Origin of the sequence: Amycolatopsis sp. NPDC051371, assembly GCF_040682155.1 — a bacterium.
Taxonomy (GTDB): domain Bacteria; phylum Actinomycetota; class Actinomycetes; order Mycobacteriales; family Pseudonocardiaceae; genus Amycolatopsis.
On the sequence record NZ_JBFBAG010000064.1, the window covers coordinates 20721 to 40071 of the forward strand.

Consider the following 19351-nt stretch of genomic DNA (forward strand, 5'->3'; position numbering starts at 1 on the left):
CCAGTGACGACATTCCAGCAGAACTTCGCCCGGTCCGAGCAGGCTCAGGATTTCCTGGCCCGCGACGTGCATCATCTCGTCATCGACGGCCGGCGCGTTCCGGCCATGTCCGGGCAGACGCTGACCACCGTCGACCCGTCGACCGGCGAGGTCTTGGCACGTCTCGCCGCCGGCGACGCGGCCGACGTCGACCGCGCGGTCATCGCTGCTCGCCGGGCGTTCGAAGGCCCGTGGCGCACCTGGACTCCCTACCAGCGCCAGGCGTTGCTGGCGCGCATCGCCCAGCTCCTCGACGAACGATTCGAGGAACTGATCCAGATCGAAGCAATGGACATGGGCGCCCCGGTCTCCAGGTTGCGTGCCAGCAAGCCGGCTCTGATGAAGATGCTGTCGTTCTTCTCGTCCCAAGCGGCCAACATCGCGGGCGAGACGCTGATGAACGGCATCCCCGGCACTGTCGCCACGATGACGTTGAAGGCCCCGGTGGGGGTCGTCGGCGGGATCATCCCGTGGAACGGTCCGCTCAACGGTCAGTTCTGGATCGTCGGTGCCGTGCTGGCCAGCGGATGCACCACCGTGCTCAAGCCCTCCGAGGAGGCTTCGCTGTCGGTGCTGCGGGTGACCGAGATCCTGCACGAAGCCGGACTGCCGGACGGCGTCGTCAACGTCGTCACCGGCCTGGGCAAGGAGGCCGGACACGCCTTGGCGGCTCACCCCGATGTGGATCGCATCGCCTTCACCGGATCGACCCAGACCGGCCGCAGCATCATCGAAGCGTCCACCGTGAACATCAAGAAGCTGCAGCTGGAACTGGGCGGCAAGTCGGCGGACATCGTGTGCGCGGACGCGGACCTGGACAAGGCGGTGCCGGGCGCCGCGATGGGCGTGTTCGCCAACTCCGGCCAGATCTGTTTCGCCGGCACCCGGGTACTGGTCCAGCGGCCCATCGTCGAGGAGTTCACCGAGCAGCTGCTGGCGTTCATGGACACCCTGCGGGTCGGGTACAGCCTGGACGACGCCGCCACCTTGGGCCCGGTCATCTCGCAGCCTCAACTGGACAAGGTGCTGTCTTACATCGATGTCGGCCGGGCAGAAGGGGCCGAACTGCTTCGCGGCGGCCAACGGCTCGGCGGTGAACTCGAGAACGGGTACTTCGTGCAGCCGAGCGTCTTCGGCGGCGTGACCAACGAGATGCGCATCGCCCGCGAAGAGATCTTCGGCCCGGTGCTGTCGATCCTGCCGTTCGACGACGTGGACGAGGCCATCGCCATCGCCAACGACAGCCAGTACGGCCTCGGCGGAGCGGTGTGGTCGCAAAGTCTGTCCACCGCACTTCGGGTGGTCCACGGCGTGCACACCGGCACGATGTGGGTGAACTGCTACGGCCACATCGATCCGATGGTCGGCTTCGGCGGAACGAAGCTGAGTGGCTACGGCTCGAAGGGAAGCGCCGCTCACATGGACAACTACCTGTACACCAAGAGCGTCTACATGGAACTGTGATCAAGCGGGTGCGGAGTGACGTCGGTGTCAGCAACTGCCGACGCGCCTCCCTCGGGCCGTTGAGAGACTTTTGGCGCAATAGCTCGGCCGCCGGCCATCACCGAGCAGACCGCGCAGCTGCCTGATACTGCTCGTCGGTCCAGGAAGTAGGTCAGGGCGCTTTACGCGGTGACACCGACTTTGCGGAGTTGCCGACGCTGACGATGCCGCCGAGCAGCACCCGCCTGGAAGCCGCGATCACCGGGATGCCGGCCGCGGCGACGCCTGCGGGTGCCTTGCCGTTGAGGGTTTGCCGGTCGAGCGAACCCTCGCCGGTCACGACGAGACCGGCGTCGGCCAGACACCGTGTGCAGCCGGTGAGCTCCAAGACAAGGTCGATGCCCGGCCGACTCTCCGCGCCGAGCGCAAACAGCGCCGCGGCGACGCCGCCGGCCGCGCCGCTGCCGGGGGAGATCGCGCACCGCGGCGCCGGTGGCCGAGTGCAGGTCGTCCGCCCAACGGGCCAGCGCGGCGTCGAGCACCGTAGCCCCGGCCGGTCCGGCGCCCTTCTGCGGTCCGTACACGTGAGCCGCGCCGTCCCTGCCACACAAGGGATTGGTGACGTCACAAGCCGCGACCAGGCGGGCTTGCAACAGTCCCGCAGGCCGCCGAGATCGGTACCGGACGCGCCGAGATCGGTACCGGACGCGCCGAGTGCGTCGCCGGACAGGTCGGCGATGGCCACTCGGGCGCTGGCGCGGGCGAACGCCAGGGCGGCGGCGCGGCCGATGCCGGATGCAGTGCCGGTGACGAAGGCGACCTTGCCGGTGAAGTCGTAGGTCGGGTTTATGCGGTCCCTTCTGGGGTGTCGGGGTGAGCGGGCGTCTCAGTGCTGGACCAGTGCCGGTGCCGCCGGTGTGTCGGAATCGGGCGTGCCGGGCGTGCGGCGGGTGTGCTGGGCCCCGATCCGGGGGGTTCGACGTGTACCGCGGATGGCGAGCGCGATCAGCGGCAGCAGGGTGAGGGCGGCGAAGACGGCGCCGACCAGGGCAGGTCCGGTCAGGCCCAGGGAGGAGTCCAGGGCCTGGCCGGCGAGGGCGGACCCGACGGCGACGCCGGTGTTGTAGGCGGAGGTGGTCAGCGCCGAGGTGAGGGTGGGGGCGCCGCCGGCGAAGCGGACGGCGAGGGAAGTGACGACGGGGTTGAGGGTGAACCCGGTCAGCGCCACGAGGAAGACCAGGGCCACGGCGGTGACGGGGTTGGTCGACAGCGGGATCAGCAACAGCAGCGTCAGGGCGGTGGCCGCTGCGGCGATGATGGTGGTGCCCATGGGGCGGCGGTCTCCGAGGCGTCCTCCGATGGCAGTGCCGCCCAGAGCACCGACGCCGAAGGCGATCAGCACCAGCGGAACGGCTCCTGCCGGGATGCCGGCCCGGTCGGTCAGCAGCGGGGTGATGTAGGTGTAGGCGGCCAGGACACCGCCCATGATCAGCACTGCGGCGGCCAGGGCCAGCCAGAGCCTGCCTTGTTTCAGCGCCTGCACCTCGGCCCGTACCGACACCTGGGTGCGCTGCTGGGTCGTGGGGATGAAGCGGCCGACGAACGCGGCGGCGAGAGCGGCGAGAGCGGCGAGGGCCCAGAAGGGGCCGCGCCAGCCGGTGGCCTGCCCGGCCAGGGAGCCGATCGGCACGCCGATGACGTTGGCCAGAGTGAGTCCGCCCATCATGACGCCGACCGCCCGAGTGGATTTGCCGGGGCCTGCGGCGGCGGTGGCGACCACAAATCCGACGGCCCAGAACGCGCCGGTGGCGAGCGCGGTGACTACGCGGGCGATCAGCACGACTGTGAAGGAGCCGCTGGCGGCAGCGACGACGTGTCCCAGCGCGAAGACGGTCAGGGCCAGCACGAGGGTCCGGCGCTGGGGCAGGCGCAGGGTGGCCATGGCCATGGTCGGCCCGCCGACGATCATGCCGATGGCGAAGGCGGTGATCAGCAGGCCGGTGTGGGAGACACTGACACCGAGGTCATCGGCAATCTCCGGGAGCAGTCCGGCGATGACGAACTCGGTGGTGCCCATCAGGAATGTGCAGGCGGCGAGCACCCAGACGACGAAGGGCAGCTTGCCCGAGGCGGTCTCGGCTGTGGAAGGCATGCTTATGTGCTTCTTTCCGTGCTATTGGTCGGTGGATGGTCAGGAGACGGCCTCGATGCGGACGCGACCGGCCGTGGCGAGCCGCTCGGTGTCACCGGTGTTGTCGAGGCGGCCAAGGATGACCAGACCCGGTGAGTGCTCCCCGTCGCGGTAGAAGAAGGCCAGGTTGCCCCACGGCGCGTAGTAGGCCAGATCACCGGCCTTGGGGTCGGACGCCTCCGGTGCGCCGGCGGTGTCGAGCTTGCGTGGCGGGTCGGCGATCCGCTCGGTCCGGTGGAAGTCCGCCATCTCCAGGGTGAGCGGAAGCAGGGCGGCGAAGTCGCGCTGCGGCGCTGTCGTTCAAGGTGGCGGCGACGCTGAGGCCGTCGATCGTCAGGCGGATGGTCATGACGGCGTTCCTGTCGGACGGTGTGGTGAGGGCCTGGGCCGTCGAGGTGTGCGACGGCTCGGATGAGGACGTCTGCGGCGGGGATGCCGCGGTGGTACCGGCGCAGGCCGTCACGGCAAGCAGGAGGACGGCTGCCGGAGCGGCTCGGGCAGCGGCGCGAAGGACGGCACGGGGCATGGGCCTTCTCCCGTTCATTCGGGCAGGGGCTCGGCGTAGTGCCGGAAGCCGTCGCGCTCGGTGTGGATGGCGTACAAGCGTTTGGCCAGGACGTCGGGGCTGCTGTGTTCGGCGTCGGGGTCGATGGCGCCGGGGATGATCAGCTGGGCGGCGTGGATGTTCGCCGGGGCGAGCGCGTCGTGGAGCATGCGGGCGTAGGCACTTTCTGCGGCGAACGCGATGGAGGTGCCGGCCCGATCGGGGTGCGGGCGCACCGCGCTGGAGCCGTTGACGAACAGCAGGGTTCCGCGGCCGAGCTCTCGCATGCCGGGCAGGACGGCGTGCACACAGGTGACCGGGCCTTTGACGGAAAAGCCCAGCGGGGCGTCGAGGTCGTCGGGTTGGGTGTCGAGGACCGGCTTCATGAAGTCGGCGCGAGGTACCGGGCTGTACTGGAGGATCTCCACCGGCCCCAGAGCGTCGGAGGCTGCGTGGAGGGCGTTGGTGAGGGAGGCGGGGTCGAGGGCGTCGGCGGTGAAACCGCGGGCCCGGATGTCGTCGATGGTCAGTGTGGCGATGAGCCTGTCGAGGCGGTCGGCGTTGCGGGAGATGAGCGCGACGCTGTGGCCGGCGGCGCCGAAGCGGCGGGCGGTGGCCAGTCCCAGACCGGGGCCGGCGCCGACAAGAGCAAAAGTGGTCATGGTGAATCCTTACGAGAGGGACGTGCAGGACGATGGGCGAATTCGGGTCGCACAGGTGCCCGGCCCTGGCAGCCCGGCTGGGAGATCAGGGCTTGAGGAGGGTCTTGATGGCGCGGCGCTTGTCCATGGACTTGTAGCCTTCGGCGATCTGGTCCAGTGGCAGGGTCAGGTCGAAGACCTTGCCCGGGTCGAGCTTGCCCGACAGGACGCGGTCGATCAGGTCGGGCAGGTAGCGGCGCACCGGAGCGGGGCCACCGCGCAGCCCGAGGGAGAAGAAAAGCTCCTCGCCGCCGATGGCGACGTCGTGGGGGACGCCGACGAACCCGACGTTCCCACCGGGACGCGCGGAGCGCAGGGCCTGCTGCATGGACTGGGCGGTGCCGACGCATTCCAGCACCGTGTCGGCGCTGATGCCGTCGGTGAGTTCCTTGGTCCGCGCGATGCTCTCGTCGCCGCGCTCGGTGACGATGTCGGTGGTGCTGACCTCGCTACCGACCTCCTCCACCACAGCGACATAGTCGTGGCCCATCGGGTGCGCCTCGCCGATCTCCTCCGAGCCGCGGTAGGGCCAAAGATCAGAACTACACGCACAGGTGACAGCCGTTCGGATGATCGGATCGGTCGGCCGGAGGATCTTCGGATCGTCCAGAGTCTCGAAGCGCACATCGTCAGGGGCGTGAATCATCGTTCCGCGCATGAGGAGCTCCTGACGTGTCGAGGCGTTCGGCACACGTGCGTACCGACAGACGACTGGTGCAGCTACCTGTCCGGCACAGGCGGTGAGACGCCGCCCGGCGTGGCCCGAAACCGGGCGTCCCGCCCGGCTGCGTTCGCAGCCCGACGGGGGAGCGCCACGTCATCCAGCTAACCGGGTTTCAGTACGGGCAGCGAGTTACCAGTGAGCGGTGTACTGCCGGTACATCCCTCGCGTGGCGTGCGGGCCGCGCGGCCGAGGTGGGGGTCGATGTCGGTGATGAGGGAAGTCTTCGGTGTCCGCAAGGGCGGTCAGCGGCGTGCGGTGGCTCTCGACCCGGCTTGATACCGACCGGTGACCACGTGTTGCCGCGGTGACTGATCAGACATCCCACGTCCGGCGCTCTCCTCCCGCGACCGAGGAGTTTTCGGCAAACCGTTCGTAGACCGGGCCTGCGGCGCGAAATGGTGGTGGGCCGGACACCGGTTGGTCATGGGTCCTCCGGTGACTAGCAGCAGAACTCGGGCGTCCAGAGCGCCGACTGCATGGTCGGTCTCGTGGAGAGCTGAAGCGGCGCGCGCCGCAGCGGGTCAGGCCGGTCGTGCAGCAGATCCGCGACAGCATGACGACCACTGCCGCGTTCGTCCGCAACGGACGCTTGGACATCCTGGCCACCAACCTGCTCGGCCGGGCGCTCTATTCGCCGGTGTTCGACAGCCCTACCCGTACCAGCGAGGCGGCATTGCCCGACCTCACGCGCTTCGGGTTTCTCGACCCGGCGGCCGACGACTACTTTCCCGATCATCCCAAGTCCTGTGACACTTCGGTCGCCATTCTGCGCACCGAGGCCGGACGTGACCCGCACAACCGGGACCTGTCCGACCTCGTCGGCGAGCTGTCCACGCGTAGCGAGGACTTCCGCACTCGCTGGGCCGCTCTGACGTCCGCCTGCACCGCACGGGAACGAAGATCCGCCACCCGGCCGTCGTCGAGCTGACGTTGGACTTCGAAGCCATGGAGCTGTCCGCCGACGCCGGGCTCACCCTCACGCCTACGCCCCCGCCCTGACAGCGACTCCGCCGAACGCCTTCGGCTGCTGGCCACCTGGGCGGCCACCACTCTCACAGCAAAGCGTCGGCGGTGATGGGGAACTCGCGGATCCGTCGTCCGGTGGCGTGGAAGACCGCGTTGGCGATCGCTGGGGCCACGCCGACCAGCACGAGTTCGGCCAGGCCTTTGACGCCGAGGGGATCGGCTTCGCGGTCTTCGCCGTCGAGGTAGATGGCCCGGAGGTCGGTGATGTCGGCGTTGACCGGGACGAGGTAGTCGGCGAGGTTCGCGTTCACGATCCGGCCGTCCCGCGGGTCGGTGACGGTGTGCTCCAGCAGCGCCGCGCCGATGCCGCCGACCATGCCGCCGAGGGCCTGGCTGTCGGCGAGCTTCGGGTTGACGATGCGGCCGGCGTCGTAGACGCCGAGCATGCGCCGGATCCGGATCAGCCCGAGGCGAGCGTCAACGGCGACTTCGGCGAACACGGCGCCGTAGCCGTACATCGAGAACCGGTCATGCTCCGGTGGTGCCCACGACCCGATCACCTCGAGGTGATCGCGGCCGGTGCGGGCCAGCAGCTGCCGGTAGGTCTCCCCGCGCGTGGGGTCGTTCTTTACGGACATTCGTCCTTTTCGGACGATGATCTCGTCGGGGCTGACGCCGTGCAGCGGGGATCGCGGGTCGTTGACCGCGAGCGTGATGGCCTGGCGGCGCACCTTGTCGCAGCCGTCCTGGACGGCGGAGCCGACGCTGGCCATGGTCATGGAGCCGCCGTGGGGCGGGGTCGGGGGCATGAGCGAGTCGCCAAGCTCGAACCGGACGGTGTCCATGGTCAGGCCGAGGGCGTCGGCGGCGACCTGGGGCATGGAGGTGTACGTGCCCGGCCCCATGTCGCTGGTCGCCGACTGGACCAGCGCGGTGCCGTCGGTGTTGAGCCGGACGTAGGCTTGCGCGGCGGCGCGGGCGGTGTCGTACACCGCGGCGGCCATGCCGGTGCCGATCAGCCAGTCGCCGTCGCGGGTGGCGCCTGGCTTGGGGTTCCGGCGTTGCCAGCCGAACTCCCGGGCGCCGACGTCGTAGCATTCGCGCAGCCGGCGGGTGGAGAACGGCTGCCCGGTGGATTCATCGGCCGCCGGTTCGTTGCGCTTGCGCAGTTCGATGGGGTCGATGCCGAGTTCGTGGGCGAGTTCGTCCATCGCGGTTTCGATGACGAGGGCGGCGGAGGCGTAGCCGGGTCCGCGCATCCAGATCGGGGTGTTCACGTCGAGCGGGACGGTTGCGTACGCCTGGCGGACGTTCGGCATGGAGTAGAGCATCTGGCCCGGCGCCAGCATCGCTTCGGTGAACGTCTCGTAGCTGGAGGTCTCGCCGCGGATGTCGTGGGTCATCGCGGTGAGCCGCCCGGTGCGATCGCTGCCCAGCCGGAGCCGGTAGGAGTACGCGGGCCGGAAGCCGGTGCCGAAGTACAGCTGCCGGCGGGCGAGGACGAGCTTGACGGGGCGGCCGGTTTGGCGGGCGGCGAGCGCGGCGATGGTGGTGTGCGGCCAGGCCCGCAGGCCGCTGCCGAACGCGCCGCCGACGAAGGGCGAGATCACTCGGATCGACGTCTGCGGGATGCCGAACACGGCGGCGAGTTCCTGCTGCGTGCCACCGACCACCCATTGGGTCTTGTCCCAGACCGTGAGCCGGTTGCCGGTCCACTGGGCGATGGTGGCGTGCGGTTCCATGGGGTTGTGGTGGTTGCGGGCGGTCCGGTAGGCCAGGTCCAGCCGGACCGGGGCGGTGGCCAGCGCGCTGTCGGCGTCGCCGCGTGCGTAGGTCGCCGGCGGGTCGGCCGGGGCCGTGGCCAGGTCGGTGACCGGCTGCTCGGCGGCGTAGGTGACCTTTACCAGGCGGGCGCCGTGCTGGGCGGCCTCGTGGCTGGTGGCGACCACGACGGCGACCGGCTGGCCGAAGAACCGGACCCGGTCGTCCTGGAAGACCCGCAGCCGCGAGTCGGGCGCCGGGTTGTTCGATCCCGGATTGTCCAGATACGGCAGCCGGGGTGCGTTGAGGTGGCTGATCACCCGCTGAACACCGGGGTGGGCGCGGGCGGCACTGTCGTCGATGTCCGTCACGCGGCCGCGTCCGACGCTGCTGTCGACGACGGCGGCGTACAGGACTCCGTCGGTCGGGTGGTCGGCGGCGTAGCGTGCGCGCCCGGTGACCTTGAGGCGTCCGTCCACTCGGGACTGCGGGGTGCCGACGGCGGTGCGGGGCTGGGTCATCGGGTGCCTCCCACGACGCGCAGCTGGCGTTCGACCGTGCGCTTGAGCAGTTCGACCTTGAAACCGTTGTGCCGCAGCGGACGGGCGCCGTCCGCCGCTCGCTGTGCGGCCTCGGTCCACAGCGAATCCGAGGGCCGCTTGCCGAGCAGGTACCGTTCGACGGTGGGCAGTTTCCACGGGACGGTGCCGACACCGCCGGCCGCGACCTTCGCCGCGCGGATCACTCCGCCCTGGATCGACAGCGCCACGGCCGCGGAAGTCAGGGCGAATTCGTAGCTCTGCCGGTCCCGCACCTTGAGGTAGCCGGACCGCGCCGGGCGCGGAAGTGCCGGGAGTTCCACGGCGGTGATCAGCTCGCCCGGCCGCAGGGCCTGTTCCCGGTCCGGGGTGCTGCCCGGCTGCAGGTGGAAGCCGGCGAAGGGAACGGCGCGTTCGCCGCCGGGGCCCTGCAGGTGCACGATCGCCTCCAGTGCGGCGAACGCGACCGCGACGTCCGAGGGGTGTGTGGCGACGCACGCTGCGGAGCCGCCGAGGATGGCGTGGCCGCGGTTGTAGCCGTCGAGGGCGGCGCATCCCGAGCCCGGTTGGCGTTTGTTGCAGTTCGCGGTCACGTCCCGGAAGTACGTGCAGCGGGTGCGCTGCATGATGTTGCCGCCGATGGTGGCCATATTGCGCAGCTGGGCGGACGCGCTCAGCTCCAGTGCCTCCGAGACCACCGGAAAGGCAAGGCGCACCCGCGGGTCCGCGGCGGCGTCGGCCATCCGCACCAGCGCGCCGATCCGCAGGCCGCCGCCCGGGGTGGGGGAGATGCCGGCCAGCGGCAGCGGGGTGATGTCGACGAGGGTGCCGGGGCGTTCCACGGTCTCGCGCATCAGGTCGACCAGAGTCGTGCCGCCGGCGATGAACCGTCCGCCCCGCTGCCCGGCGGCGACGGCCGCCCTGATGTCGGGCACCTTGGTGTAGGAGAAGGGTTCCACGGCCGGTCAGCTCCCCGCCTGCTGGATGGCTTTGACGATCTTGACGTAGCAGCCGCAGCGGCAGATGTTGCCGCTCATCCACTCCCGGATTTCTTCCGGAGATCCGGTGTGGCCCTCCTTGAGGCAGCCGACGCCGGACATGATCTGGCCGGGAGTGCAGTAGCCGCACTGGAAGGCGTCCTGGTCGACGAACGCCTGCTGCAGCGGGTGCAACGGCCCGTCATCACGGGGCGTCAATCCCTCGATGGTGGTGACCTGCGCGCCGTCCAGGCGGACCGCCAGCGTGAGGCACCCGTTGACCCGCCGGCCGTCGACGAGAACGGTGCACGCGCCGCAGGCGCCGGCATCGCACCCTTTCTTCGTTCCGGGCAGCTCGAAGTGTTCCCGCCGGAGGTCCAGCAGTGAGGTTCGGTTGTCGACGGTGACGGTCTGCCGGGTTCCGTTGACGGTCAACGAGACCCGGCTGTTCAGTGCGCCGGTCGCGTCGGCGGCGGCAGCCGCGGGCTCGGAGCCCGGCAGCGAAGGTCCGGCCACGGCGACGGCGCCACCCACCGCCGACGCCGCGATGAACGTCCGCCGGGAGTGGGCCGTGGGCGGCTCCGCCTCGGTGCCACCGGGCGGCAGGGGATTTTCGGGGGGCATGCAGCCGACCCCACCAGGTGCCCGCGAAGGGTGGAAGTCCCTGAGAAGAGGTGTACTGGCAGGGCCTCGTAAAGCAGGCAAATTGCCGGTATCTTGGCCGGTTGGCTCGGTCAGCACGGTACGGCGACTTCCCTCGTTCTCGTGGTCGGGGGCCGCCGGTTTCGTGGTGCGCGAGCGGGCGGCGAGGACGGTGAGGGGCAGCAGCGCGGCGGCGAGCGCGGCCAGCATGGCGAGGGCCCGGAACGGACCTCGCCACCCGGCGAACTGACCGGCCAGCGAGCCGATCGGCACGCCGATGACGCTGACCAAGGTCAGGCCGCTCATCATGACGCCGATGGCGCGCGTCGAGTCCCGCGGACCGGCCGCGGCGGTGGCGACCCGACGGACCAGAACGCCCCGGTCGCCAACGCGGTGACGACCCGGGCGGCCAAGGCGACCGCGAACGAGCCGCTGAGCGCCGCGACGACGTTCCCGAGGCTGGACACCGCCAGGGCTGGCACCACGTTCCGGCGCTGGGGCAGCCGCTGGGTGGCCAAGGCCATCGTGAGCGAGCCGATGATCATGCCGATGGCAAACGCGGTGATCAGCAGACCGCCCTGCGACACGCTGACGCCGAGGTCGCCGGCCAGTTCCGGCAGGAGGCCGACGATACGACCTCAGTAGTACCCATCAGGAACGCGCCGGCGGCGAGCACCCACACGACGGCGGGCAGCCTGCTGGGCGTCGTCCCGGTGTGCAGGGAAATTGTCCTTTGCCGAGCGCGTCGCCGGTCCGGGCCGCACCGCCGTCGCTGCGGCCCGGACCGGGCGTGCTCGTTCTCCGGTCAGGGCGCGAGCAGGGTCTTGATGGCACGCCGCTCGTCCATGGCCCGGTAGCCCTCGGCCACCTGGTCCAGGGGCAGGGTGAGGTCGAAGACCAGGCCTGGATTGATGTGGCCGGTCAGGACCTGGTCGATCAGCTCGGGCAGGTAGCGGCGCACGGGTGCCGGGCCGCCGCGCAGCCCGACGTGGGAGAAGAACAGCTCCTCGCCCGCAATCTGGACGTCGTGCGGGACCCCGACGAACCCGACGTTGCCGCCCGGTCGGGCCGCGTGCAGGGCCTGCTGCATGGACTCGGCGGTGCCGACGCATTCCAGCACCGCGTCGGCGCCGATGCCGTCGGTGAGGTCCTTGATGCGGGCGACGCCGTCGTCGCCGCGTTCAGTGACGATGTCGGTGGCGCCGAACTCGGTGGCCAGCTTCTGCCGGGATTCGTGGCGGCTCATGGCGATGATGCGCTCGGCGCCGAGCTCCTTGGCCGCGATGACGCCGCACAGCCCAACCGCGCCGTCGCCGACCACGACGACGGTGTCGCCGGGCTTGACCTCGGCGGCAAGGGCGGCGTACCAGCCGGTGCCCATGACGTCGGACACGGCGAGCAGGCTGGGCAGGAACTCCTCGTCCGGGTGCTCGGCCGTGGCGACGAGGGTGCCCTGAGCGTTGGGGATGCGGACGAGGTCGGCCTGGCACGTGCTCATGAACTCGCGGTGCAGGCAGGAGGACTGCCAGCCGTTGCGGCAGTTCGCGCAGGTGTTGTCGGAGGTGGCGAAGGAACCGACCACGAACTGGCCGGGCTTGACCGCGGTCACCTCGCTGCCGACGTCTTCGACGATGCCGACGTACTCGTGTCCCATGGGGTGTGGCCGGTCGATCGGCTCGAGGCCGCGGTAGGGCCACAGGTCCGAGCCGCACACGCAGGTGAGGACGGTGCGGATGATCGCGTCGGTCGGCTGCTCGATCTTCGGGTCGTCGAGCTGTTCGAACCGGACGTCGCCGGGAGCGTGGATGACAGCTCCGCGCATGGTTGGCTCCTCGCACTGTGGACGGTGGCGGGACCGGGCGGCCCCTGAGTCCAGGCAACCGCTTTTTCGTGCCCGCAGCGAGTCACTGACGAAGGGTGTACCGGTAGTACACCCCACCGTGTGGTGGTGACGTGAACGGTCGCGCCGTCGCTCGCCGGCCGCGTCGGCGACGAGGACTACGCCAACTTCACCCGTGTGGGCTACACCGACGAACCGGGGTGCGCGGACCGTTCACTGTCCACAGTAGAGTGCTCAGATTCTTGCGTCGCAGCCCAGGACGAGAGCAACCGCAATGCCTCTTCCGACGGCGAGCCGGGCTCCGCGGTGTAGATCGTAAGGGTGAGTCCGGGCTCGGCGGCCAGTTCAAGGCCTTCGTAGGCGAGAGTGAGCGTCCCGACGACGGGGTGATGGAAGGTCTTTGACCCGCTGCCGTGGTGGCGGACGTTGTGCGCGCCCCACCGCGTACGGAACTCCTCGCTTCGGGTCGATAGTTCCCCGACCAGGTCGTGCAGGCCTTTGTCGTGCGGATTGCGGCCGGCTTCGATGTGCAGGATCTCGACGCAGACGTCGGCGAAGAAGCTCCAGTCCGGGTAGAACCGGTGCGACGCCGGGTCCAGGAACTGGAACCGGGCGATGTTCGGCGGCTGCTGCGGGCTCGCGTACACCTCGGAGTAGAACGCTCGCGCCAGCCGGTTCGCCGCCAGCAGGTCCATCCGCCCGTTCCGGACGAACGCCGGTCCTTCGGTGATCGCGTCGAGGACCCATTGCAGGCTACGGCGCGGGGTCCAGCGCTTGCTCTTCGGCCGCCGCCGCAGGATCGCGCTGGTGCCGTCGGCGGTGCGGGCAAGGGCGAGCAAGTGGGCCCGCTCGGCGTCGTCGAACTGCAGCGCCCGGGCCACCGCGTCCAACACGGACGGCGAGACACCCGCGAGATTTCCGCGTTCGAGCTTCGCGTAGTACTCGACGCTGACGTCGGCCAGCATGGCGACCTCGCTGCGGCGCAGTCCCGGCACCCGGCGTTTGCTCCCGGCGGGAAGCCCGGCCTGCTCCGGGGTGATCTTGGCGCGCCGCGAGACGAGGAACTCGCGGACTTCCTGGCGATTGTCCACCTCATCACCATAGGTCCGCTCATCTGGACGAAGGGTGCTCTGCCAGTACACCTTTCGGGAGAACCTCCCTGTGCACGCGAGCCCCTGGTTCCCTGGGAAGCGGAAGCCCAGCTGATCAAGGAGTCGCCATGTCGACCTTCGCTCTCGTCGGTGCCGGCCCCGGACTGGGGCTTGCCACCGCGCGGCGCTTTGGAGCCACCGGTCACACCGTCGCCCTCATCGCCCGCGACGCCGAGCGATTGGAAGTGCTGACGGCCAGCCTGTCACGCGACGGGGTCCAGGCCCGCGCCTTCCAGGCCGACGTGCTCGATCGTGGGTCGCTCACCACCGCGCTGCAAGCGGCCGGGCCGGTCGAGATCCTCCAGTTCGCCCAGCTGATCGTCCCCGGGGCCATCCGGGCCCGACGCGGAGAAGAGCAGCCCGGACGCACTGCCGAGCGTTGTTCGACATCCATCAGAAGCGTGACGGCTCCCGTCACTTCGCCGAACCCACGCCAAACTCACCGGGAGATCCCGTGATCCTCACCCGCGCGATCCCTGCCACCGTCCTGCTGGCCGCGGTCGCCTGCAGCGCCGAAACACCGCCATCGCCGGCACCTCAGGCGCCCTCGACGACCCTCGCACCCACGACCGGGAGCAGCACCGCCATGAACATCCGCCTCACCGTCGACGGTCGCGTCGTCGACGCGACGCTGAACGACAGCGCGGCCGCCCGCGCCTTCGCCTCCCTGCTCCCGCTCACGCTGAACCTGAGCGACTTCCACGAGACGGAGCGGAACTCCGACCTGCCCCGGCGGCTGTCCACCGACGGCGCCCCGCAGAGCGCCGAACCGAAAGCCGGAGATATCGCTTTCTACGCCCCCTGGGGCAACCTGGCCATCTACTACCGCGATGCCCCCCGCGCGGACGGCGTGGTCATCCTCGGTCGCCTGGCCGACGGCGGCGCCGAGGTGTTCGCCACGGCCGGCCGGGTCACCATCGAACGCTGAACGGAGAAGACGAGATGAACCCCACGTACGATTTCAGCGGCCAGGTCGCCTTCGTCACCGGCGCCGGGGCCGGGATGGGGCTGGCCACGGCCCGCGCGTTCGCCGAGTCCGGCGCGGCCGTCGCCCTCACCGACGTCGACGAAGCCGCGCTCGACGCGGCGGCGAAGGACCTTACCGATGCGGGACACCGGGTTCTCGCCCTGACCTGCGACGTCGCCGACGAAGCGCAGGTCGCCGCCGCAGTGGACCGCACCGTCGGCACCTTCGGCCGCCTCGACCTGGCTTACAACAACGCGGGCATCCAGATCCCGCCCAGCGACGCCGCCGACGAACCCGCCGAGCGGTTCGACCGCGTCAACGCGATCAACCTGCGCGGGGTGTGGGCCTGCATGAAGCACGAACTGCGGCACATGCGAGCGCAGGGCAGCGGCGCCGTCGTCAACTGCTCCTCGCTGGGAGGTCTCGTCGGTATCCCGGGCCGTGCCTCCTACCACGCTTCCAAGCACGGGGTGATCGGGCTGACCACCAGCGCAGCCCTCGAGTACGCCCCACGCGGCATTCGCATCAACGCGATCTGCCCCGGCACCATCGACACTCCGATGGTCGGCGACATGATCGCCAAGGGCGAGCTCGACCGCGCCGAAGCCGAGGCCGGCCAGCCCATCAACCGGCTCGGCACCGCCGAGGAGATCGCCCAGGCCGTGCTGTGGCTGTGCAGCCCCGGAGCCGGGTTCGTCATCGGGGTGGCCCTGCCCGTCGATGGCGGCTACGTCGCTCGGTAGCAAGGATCCATGGCACGTGTTTTCCTCACCGCTTCGGCCGGTGGCCTCGGTCACGCGGCTGCGCGGACCCTGCTGGACGACGGGCACGATGTCGTCGTCCATGTGCGAAGCAGCGAACACCTGACGGCCGTGGCCGCCTTGGACCGGGGCACCCGGACGACCTCCGCCTCGGACACGCGACGCAGGGATGGCTCGCTACCGGCGACGAACCGCGGGTCCTGGCCGCCGGCGGCTACTGGCACCACCAGCGGCCGCGCCGTCCAGGAGCTACTCCGCTGGTTCGGAAAACTCCCCGACATCGACGAGACCGGGATCGGCTTCGTTGTGGCCCACCCTGGCGGGCCCCGCATTGTGGACCGACTCGTCCAGGAGCTCGGTTGTAACCCCGGACTGCTCGACCCTTCCCGGCAAAGCCTGCAAGAAGTGGGCAACACCGGTGCCGTCTCGATACTGGATGTCCTCGCGAGAACCTACGCGAGCCCTCCGCCCCCGGGTGCACATGGCCTGGCCATCGGTATCGGCCCCGGCGTAACGGTCTCTGCCGCGCACTTCATCTGGAGGTAACGGCTCTCCTCTTGATCCGGCTCGCCGAACCCGCACTACCGGCGGTGCTGGCACGTCAGATTTGTCGGGGCTGCTGCCAGTCTCCCTGCACATTGCGGATCCACCTGCCCTCAGCTCCTGCCGCGCCGCCGCTGCGGGTCGGAGCCGAAACCTACTGATCAACAACGCCGGGAACGCCGATCACCGGATAGACCCACCTCAGAAGACTGAGGAGACCCGCGATGGTCACGTCGGCGAAGCAGCGCAGCAGCCCGCGTCCGGGTCTTGCAACGCACACCGCCTGCCGGAGCAGGAGACTCGGAGGAAGGTCATGGATCGCGCACGGACCACTAGCCGGAAAAAGGGATCCTGCACCGCAGCGCTGGGAGTGTTCCTGCTGATCGCCCTGACCGCGTGTGGGCCGGCCGCGCGGCATGGAACGCACCTTCCGGCCGCAATATCCGATTCCGAGACTCTCGACCTGGCCCGACAGATTTTGCTACGCAAGTGCATGGAACAGACTGGATTCGATTACCAGGTGGAAGCGTCACCAAGGATTCCGGATGACCGAGAATTCCCTTACGTCATCGACGACGCCGGATGGGCACGACGGCACGGATTCGGCACGGACCTGCAGTTGGCCCGGGAAAACCTCCGGAACTCCGATCCCAACCAGCAGTACTTCCGCAGCTTGCCCATCGGCCGTCGGGTGGCCGCGCTTCAGGCCGCCAACGGGCCGCAACCGACCGGTATGAGTGCCAAGGGTCCGAGCGGCACGGTTATCCAACGCAGCGATCGGGGTTGCCAGGTGACGTCCGAGCAAGAACTCTACGGCGACGCTCGCGTCTGGTTCCAAGCCCGGGTGACCAGAGACGGCCTCAAGGCGTTGCGGACCGGCGCCGTCCTGGCCGACCCGGGATTCGCCGAAGCGGCCAGACCCTGGGCGAGCTGCATGCGAGCAGCCGGCTATCCCTACGCGACCCCGGCGGAGCTGCGCGGCCACCTGCCACCAGCGGAGAAACCGTTGCCGTCCCCGGAAGAACAGCACATGGCGGTGGCGGAGGCGGACTGCGCGGCGAGCTCGGGGCTGGCCTCGACGGCCAGCACGCTGGACGCCCGCTACGGCGCTCGGCTGACGGAGAAGTTCAAAGCCGACGTGGGCACCGCCGAACGCCTGGAGCAGGCCGCGTTGCCGCGAGCCCGGGAGCTGGTCCGTGCCGAGAGCACGGGCCCCTGACCGGCTGCCGACCGGCGGCTGGGTAAATCGGAGAGAGGAAACAACCGTGATCAGGAGACGTTGCGCGTTCGCGGGATGCGCAGTGGCCGTCCTCGCGGTCGCGGTGGGGGCGGTCAACGCCCCGGCGGCGTCCGCCGCGCCGACCGCCTCGGAATCGATCGCTGCAGACGGGTACTTCAACGCCTACTACGACCTCAACCTTCAGTCCATCTGCCATCGCTGGAAGGGCAATGAGCCCGACTGGTCCTACTATGGCTGCGCCAACGAAGTCCAGTCGGTGTGAAACAACGGGTACCCGGGCTCATATGACGACGTATTCGTGTACTGGGGCAGCGACTACGAAGGCGCCTGGCGCGGGATCTACAATGGGACGCAGATCAACGACCTCCGGCCCTACACGTTCGACTGAGGTCGCCGCACTTCACGCGTGGGGCCCGCGGGCGCCCAGTGCCGTGCCGCGCGTATTTGCAGCACGGTCACGCAGTCGGCCGCGACCGTGCCTGATGGATTGCTCGACGCGGATGTGCGGTTGGCGCCACTACGCGGTGACGGCAGGAGTGCGGAGCTCGCGGCCTGGTTGCAGCAAGCTGCGTCCCTGGGCACCTTGTGTCGCCGGATACGGCTCTGCCAGTTTGCTGAGCTGGGATGTCGGATTGTGGTGTCGTCTGTCGGGGCGCGCCCGGATGGGTGTCCGATGACCGGTGGTCTGTACCGGACGCGTCCCGTACGACCGTGATCAGTCGGTCGTGGACTTGGCGTGTTTTGGCTGGCGGGGGCAGCGGGCGACGGCCGCGGCGGCGTCGATCCAGGTGGTGCTATCCCATGGCGACAGGGTTGGCATGGTCAGCAACGCGTCGGGCGGCTCGCTCCGCAGCGAGTGCTCTGAGGAGGTCTGCGGTCGCCGTGTCGGATCGGCCGGCACCGCAAGCTCGTGTCGCCCGGGCGAGCCGGTACCGGCTCCAGGGGGCAGCTTCGGTTTCGAGGCGAGTCGGGCCGCGCGGGCGAGGGCTCGTTCGCGGCGGATCACGATCCACGTCTGGTCGCCGGTGCCCGCGCCCACGTAGGACAGCAGGTGCTCGCTGACCGACCGCACGACCTGGTCGAATCGGCTGAACCGTTGGCGGGCGCCTGCGGCTCGTAGTTCGAGTCCGAGGGCCAGATGCAGCGCGAGCACGGACGTCACCGGCCCGCCCAGGGCCTGCCACAGGCTGCCGGGCCATTCCGAGACGAGCAGGGCGGCGACGACGCCGAAGCCGGAGAGCAGCGAGACGACTGATCCGTACATGCCGGGGTGGCCGGTTCGTTTCAGGTTCGAGCGCATCGCGAAGCCGGAGCCGAGCAGGAGTACTTCGACGACGGTGAAGAACGCGACTGCTTCCCACAGGTGGACCTGGAGCACGTCGTGCCACACGCGGAAGGACGCGTCCAGGGCTCCGGCGAACCCGACGTAGAACACCCGGGCCTCCACCGACGGCGGCTGCAGGACGGTCGCCGCCCCAGGTGCCGAAAGCTCCAGGTACCTAATCGGATGGACGCATGGCGAGTTCCCGGAAAAGGCCAGATCGTTTGACGCCGACGGCCGCCGGGTGGCCTCGCTCTACCTGAACGAAACCACGACCAACAGCCGAGGCGACCTTGTGCAGAACGCCGTTCGCGTGGTCAGACCTCCAGTCGTGGTCGGCGGCATCGTCGTCGTCCCCGGTCAGGAGATCGTCCTCGCTCAGTCTCGCCTCGGCTGACCACAATCCCACCGTGATGCAAGCTCATCGCCCCGACGCGGTCGTGGAGGAGGACGTGCTGGTCGAACACCGCACGTTCCCCCTCCTCGACCCCGACATGCGCACCCGGGAGGACCCCGGGGATCCACCACACCACGTCGCTACCGCCACCCCCGGCGCGCTGTGGCTGCACAGCGGCGGAACTGATCACTACGCTCGCGTCCGAGTCGAACTCTGGACCAGCCCACCTGATCAGGACGTGCCGGGCGATGCGCACGCACGACAATCTTCATCGTCACCGGGCATCGGCTTTGCCTCGGCACCACCGTGAGCGGTCCGATTGTCCATCTCCCTGGCCCCGACCATGCGGGTAGCACCGATCCGGTCGTCCGCTATCTCGCCCTGCCCCATCCTGGGACCTATACCGCTGAGGTCACCGTGCGGGGATACAACGCAGCGGCCCGGCTGGGCGAGGCGAACTGGCTTCGCCACGTCGAAACGTGGACCATCCGACTCATCGCCACCGTGGCGACCTTCCCAGGACCGCCCGAGTCAAACCGGTGACGCGTCCACACCAGGTAGCCGCTCGTGGGCCGGGTGCGGTGTCCCTATATGCCAGGCGGAT

The 19351-nt window shown here is 69.6% G+C and carries 20 protein-coding genes and 2 pseudogenes; 9 read left to right on the top strand and 13 right to left on the bottom strand.

The window, feature by feature from the left end:
* Window positions 1-3: 3 nt before the first annotated feature.
* Window positions 4-1503 (top strand): aldehyde dehydrogenase family protein, encoded by a 1500-nt coding sequence (locus AB0M59_RS47305; RefSeq protein WP_364628882.1) that lies wholly within the window; start codon window positions 4-6, stop codon window positions 1501-1503.
* A 151-nt stretch (window positions 1504-1654) separates the two neighbouring features.
* Here AB0M59_RS47305 and AB0M59_RS47310 read toward each other — a convergent pair whose 3' ends face one another.
* The 6 genes and pseudogenes from AB0M59_RS47310 to AB0M59_RS47335 all read right to left on the bottom strand — a co-directional run bounded on the left by AB0M59_RS47310 (window position 1655) and on the right by AB0M59_RS47335 (window position 5576).
* Window positions 1655-1957, bottom strand: a complete 303-nt coding sequence (locus tag AB0M59_RS47310; protein ID WP_364628976.1) for a glycerate kinase — start codon at window positions 1955-1957, stop codon at window positions 1655-1657.
* 52 nt (window positions 1958-2009) lie between these two features.
* Window positions 2010-2135, bottom strand: a pseudogene (locus AB0M59_RS47315) (glycerate kinase); the annotation flags it as partial.
* Between the two features lie 233 nt (window positions 2136-2368).
* Complete coding sequence (locus AB0M59_RS47320; RefSeq protein ID WP_364628884.1) at window positions 2369-3634, bottom strand: MFS transporter; 1266 nt, start codon at window positions 3632-3634, stop codon at window positions 2369-2371.
* Between the two features lie 39 nt (window positions 3635-3673).
* Entirely contained in the window at window positions 3674-3922 is a 249-nt protein-coding gene (locus AB0M59_RS47325; protein ID WP_364628887.1) for a cyclophilin-like fold protein, read from the bottom strand.
* 291 nt (window positions 3923-4213) lie between these two features.
* On the bottom strand, window positions 4214-4879 hold the full coding sequence (locus AB0M59_RS47330) for an SDR family NAD(P)-dependent oxidoreductase (protein WP_364628890.1): 666 nt from the start codon (window positions 4877-4879) through the stop codon (window positions 4214-4216).
* Between the two features lie 85 nt (window positions 4880-4964).
* Entirely contained in the window at window positions 4965-5576 is a 612-nt protein-coding gene (locus AB0M59_RS47335) for a zinc-binding dehydrogenase (protein ID WP_364628893.1), read from the bottom strand.
* A 598-nt stretch (window positions 5577-6174) separates the two neighbouring features.
* On the opposite strand from AB0M59_RS47335, the gene AB0M59_RS47340 reads away from it, so the two are divergent.
* Entirely contained in the window at window positions 6175-6570 is a 396-nt protein-coding gene (locus AB0M59_RS47340) for a hypothetical protein (RefSeq protein ID WP_364628895.1), read from the top strand.
* A gap of 124 nt (window positions 6571-6694) precedes the next feature.
* On the opposite strand, the gene AB0M59_RS47345 is transcribed toward AB0M59_RS47340, so the two are convergent.
* The 6 genes and pseudogenes from AB0M59_RS47345 to AB0M59_RS47370 form a co-directional block, all read right to left on the bottom strand.
* Window positions 6695-8890 carry a xanthine dehydrogenase family protein molybdopterin-binding subunit gene (locus AB0M59_RS47345; protein WP_364628897.1) on the bottom strand — a complete coding sequence of 732 codons (2196 nt, stop codon included), beginning with the start codon at window positions 8888-8890 and terminating at the stop codon, window positions 6695-6697.
* Window positions 8887-9867 carry a xanthine dehydrogenase family protein subunit M gene (locus tag AB0M59_RS47350; RefSeq protein ID WP_364628900.1) on the bottom strand — a complete coding sequence of 327 codons (981 nt, stop codon included), beginning with the start codon at window positions 9865-9867 and terminating at the stop codon, window positions 8887-8889. The genes AB0M59_RS47345 and AB0M59_RS47350 overlap by 4 nt, the downstream gene beginning before the upstream one ends.
* Before the next feature lie 6 nt (window positions 9868-9873).
* Window positions 9874-10509: a (2Fe-2S)-binding protein gene (locus tag AB0M59_RS47355; protein WP_364628979.1), complete on the bottom strand. Its 636-nt coding sequence runs from the start codon at window positions 10507-10509 to the stop codon at window positions 9874-9876.
* Between the two features lie 207 nt (window positions 10510-10716).
* Window positions 10717-11114 (bottom strand): annotated as a pseudogene (locus tag AB0M59_RS47360) (MFS transporter); the annotation flags it as partial.
* Window positions 11115-11332: 218 nt separating this feature from the next.
* Window positions 11333-12349 carry a zinc-dependent alcohol dehydrogenase family protein gene (locus AB0M59_RS47365; protein ID WP_364628903.1) on the bottom strand — a complete coding sequence of 339 codons (1017 nt, stop codon included), beginning with the start codon at window positions 12347-12349 and terminating at the stop codon, window positions 11333-11335.
* Between the two features lie 200 nt (window positions 12350-12549).
* Window positions 12550-13458: a helix-turn-helix transcriptional regulator gene (locus AB0M59_RS47370; RefSeq protein ID WP_364628906.1), complete on the bottom strand. Its 909-nt coding sequence runs from the start codon at window positions 13456-13458 to the stop codon at window positions 12550-12552.
* A gap of 128 nt (window positions 13459-13586) precedes the next feature.
* Here AB0M59_RS47370 and AB0M59_RS47375 point away from each other — a divergent pair, with 128 nt between their 5' ends.
* From AB0M59_RS47375 to AB0M59_RS47400, 6 genes are all read left to right on the top strand, one after another.
* Complete coding sequence (locus AB0M59_RS47375) at window positions 13587-13976, top strand: SDR family NAD(P)-dependent oxidoreductase (protein ID WP_364628909.1); 390 nt, start codon at window positions 13587-13589, stop codon at window positions 13974-13976.
* Complete coding sequence (locus AB0M59_RS47380; RefSeq protein ID WP_364628912.1) at window positions 13973-14446, top strand: cyclophilin-like fold protein; 474 nt, start codon at window positions 13973-13975, stop codon at window positions 14444-14446. Before AB0M59_RS47375 ends, AB0M59_RS47380 begins: the two co-directional genes overlap by 4 nt.
* A 14-nt stretch (window positions 14447-14460) precedes the next feature.
* Entirely contained in the window at window positions 14461-15228 is a 768-nt protein-coding gene (locus AB0M59_RS47385; protein WP_364628915.1) for a glucose 1-dehydrogenase, read from the top strand.
* A 9-nt stretch (window positions 15229-15237) separates the two neighbouring features.
* Window positions 15238-15792: a 3-oxoacyl-[acyl-carrier-protein] synthase III C-terminal domain-containing protein gene (locus tag AB0M59_RS47390; RefSeq protein ID WP_364628918.1), complete on the top strand. Its 555-nt coding sequence runs from the start codon at window positions 15238-15240 to the stop codon at window positions 15790-15792.
* Between the two features lie 787 nt (window positions 15793-16579).
* Window positions 16580-17008 (top strand): hypothetical protein, encoded by a 429-nt coding sequence (locus AB0M59_RS47395; RefSeq protein ID WP_364628921.1) that lies wholly within the window; start codon window positions 16580-16582, stop codon window positions 17006-17008.
* Window positions 17009-17090: 82 nt separating this feature from the next.
* Window positions 17091-17291 carry a hypothetical protein gene (locus AB0M59_RS47400; protein WP_364628924.1) on the top strand — a complete coding sequence of 67 codons (201 nt, stop codon included), beginning with the start codon at window positions 17091-17093 and terminating at the stop codon, window positions 17289-17291.
* Between the two features lie 453 nt (window positions 17292-17744).
* Here AB0M59_RS47400 and AB0M59_RS47405 read toward each other — a convergent pair whose 3' ends face one another.
* Window positions 17745-18464: a hypothetical protein gene (locus AB0M59_RS47405; RefSeq protein ID WP_364628927.1), complete on the bottom strand. Its 720-nt coding sequence runs from the start codon at window positions 18462-18464 to the stop codon at window positions 17745-17747.
* Between the two features lie 130 nt (window positions 18465-18594).
* Here AB0M59_RS47405 and AB0M59_RS47410 point away from each other — a divergent pair, with 130 nt between their 5' ends.
* Window positions 18595-18747, top strand: a complete 153-nt coding sequence (locus AB0M59_RS47410; RefSeq protein ID WP_364628929.1) for a hypothetical protein — start codon at window positions 18595-18597, stop codon at window positions 18745-18747.
* The last annotated feature ends 604 nt before the right edge of the window (window positions 18748-19351 follow it).

Excerpts from the sequence above, each read along its gene's own strand:
- AB0M59_RS47320 (WP_364628884.1), bottom strand. The coding sequence starts at position 3,634 with ATGCCTTCCACAGCCGAGACCGCCTCGGGCAAGCTGCCCTTCGTCGTC.
- AB0M59_RS47325 (WP_364628887.1), bottom strand. The coding sequence starts at position 3,922 with ATGGCGGACTTCCACCGGACCGAGCGGATCGCCGACCCGCCACGCAAG.
- AB0M59_RS47330 (WP_364628890.1), bottom strand. The coding sequence starts at position 4,879 with ATGACCACTTTTGCTCTTGTCGGCGCCGGCCCCGGTCTGGGACTGGCC.
- AB0M59_RS47335 (WP_364628893.1), bottom strand. The coding sequence starts at position 5,576 with ATGCGCGGAACGATGATTCACGCCCCTGACGATGTGCGCTTCGAGACT.
- AB0M59_RS47345 (WP_364628897.1), bottom strand. The coding sequence starts at position 8,890 with ATGACCCAGCCCCGCACCGCCGTCGGCACCCCGCAGTCCCGAGTGGAC.
- AB0M59_RS47355 (WP_364628979.1), bottom strand. The coding sequence starts at position 10,509 with ATGCCCCCCGAAAATCCCCTGCCGCCCGGTGGCACCGAGGCGGAGCCG.
- AB0M59_RS47365 (WP_364628903.1), bottom strand. The coding sequence starts at position 12,349 with ATGCGCGGAGCTGTCATCCACGCTCCCGGCGACGTCCGGTTCGAACAG.
- AB0M59_RS47375 (WP_364628909.1), top strand. The coding sequence starts at position 13,587 with ATGTCGACCTTCGCTCTCGTCGGTGCCGGCCCCGGACTGGGGCTTGCC.
- AB0M59_RS47385 (WP_364628915.1), top strand. The coding sequence starts at position 14,461 with ATGAACCCCACGTACGATTTCAGCGGCCAGGTCGCCTTCGTCACCGGC.
- AB0M59_RS47390 (WP_364628918.1), top strand. The coding sequence starts at position 15,238 with ATGGCACGTGTTTTCCTCACCGCTTCGGCCGGTGGCCTCGGTCACGCG.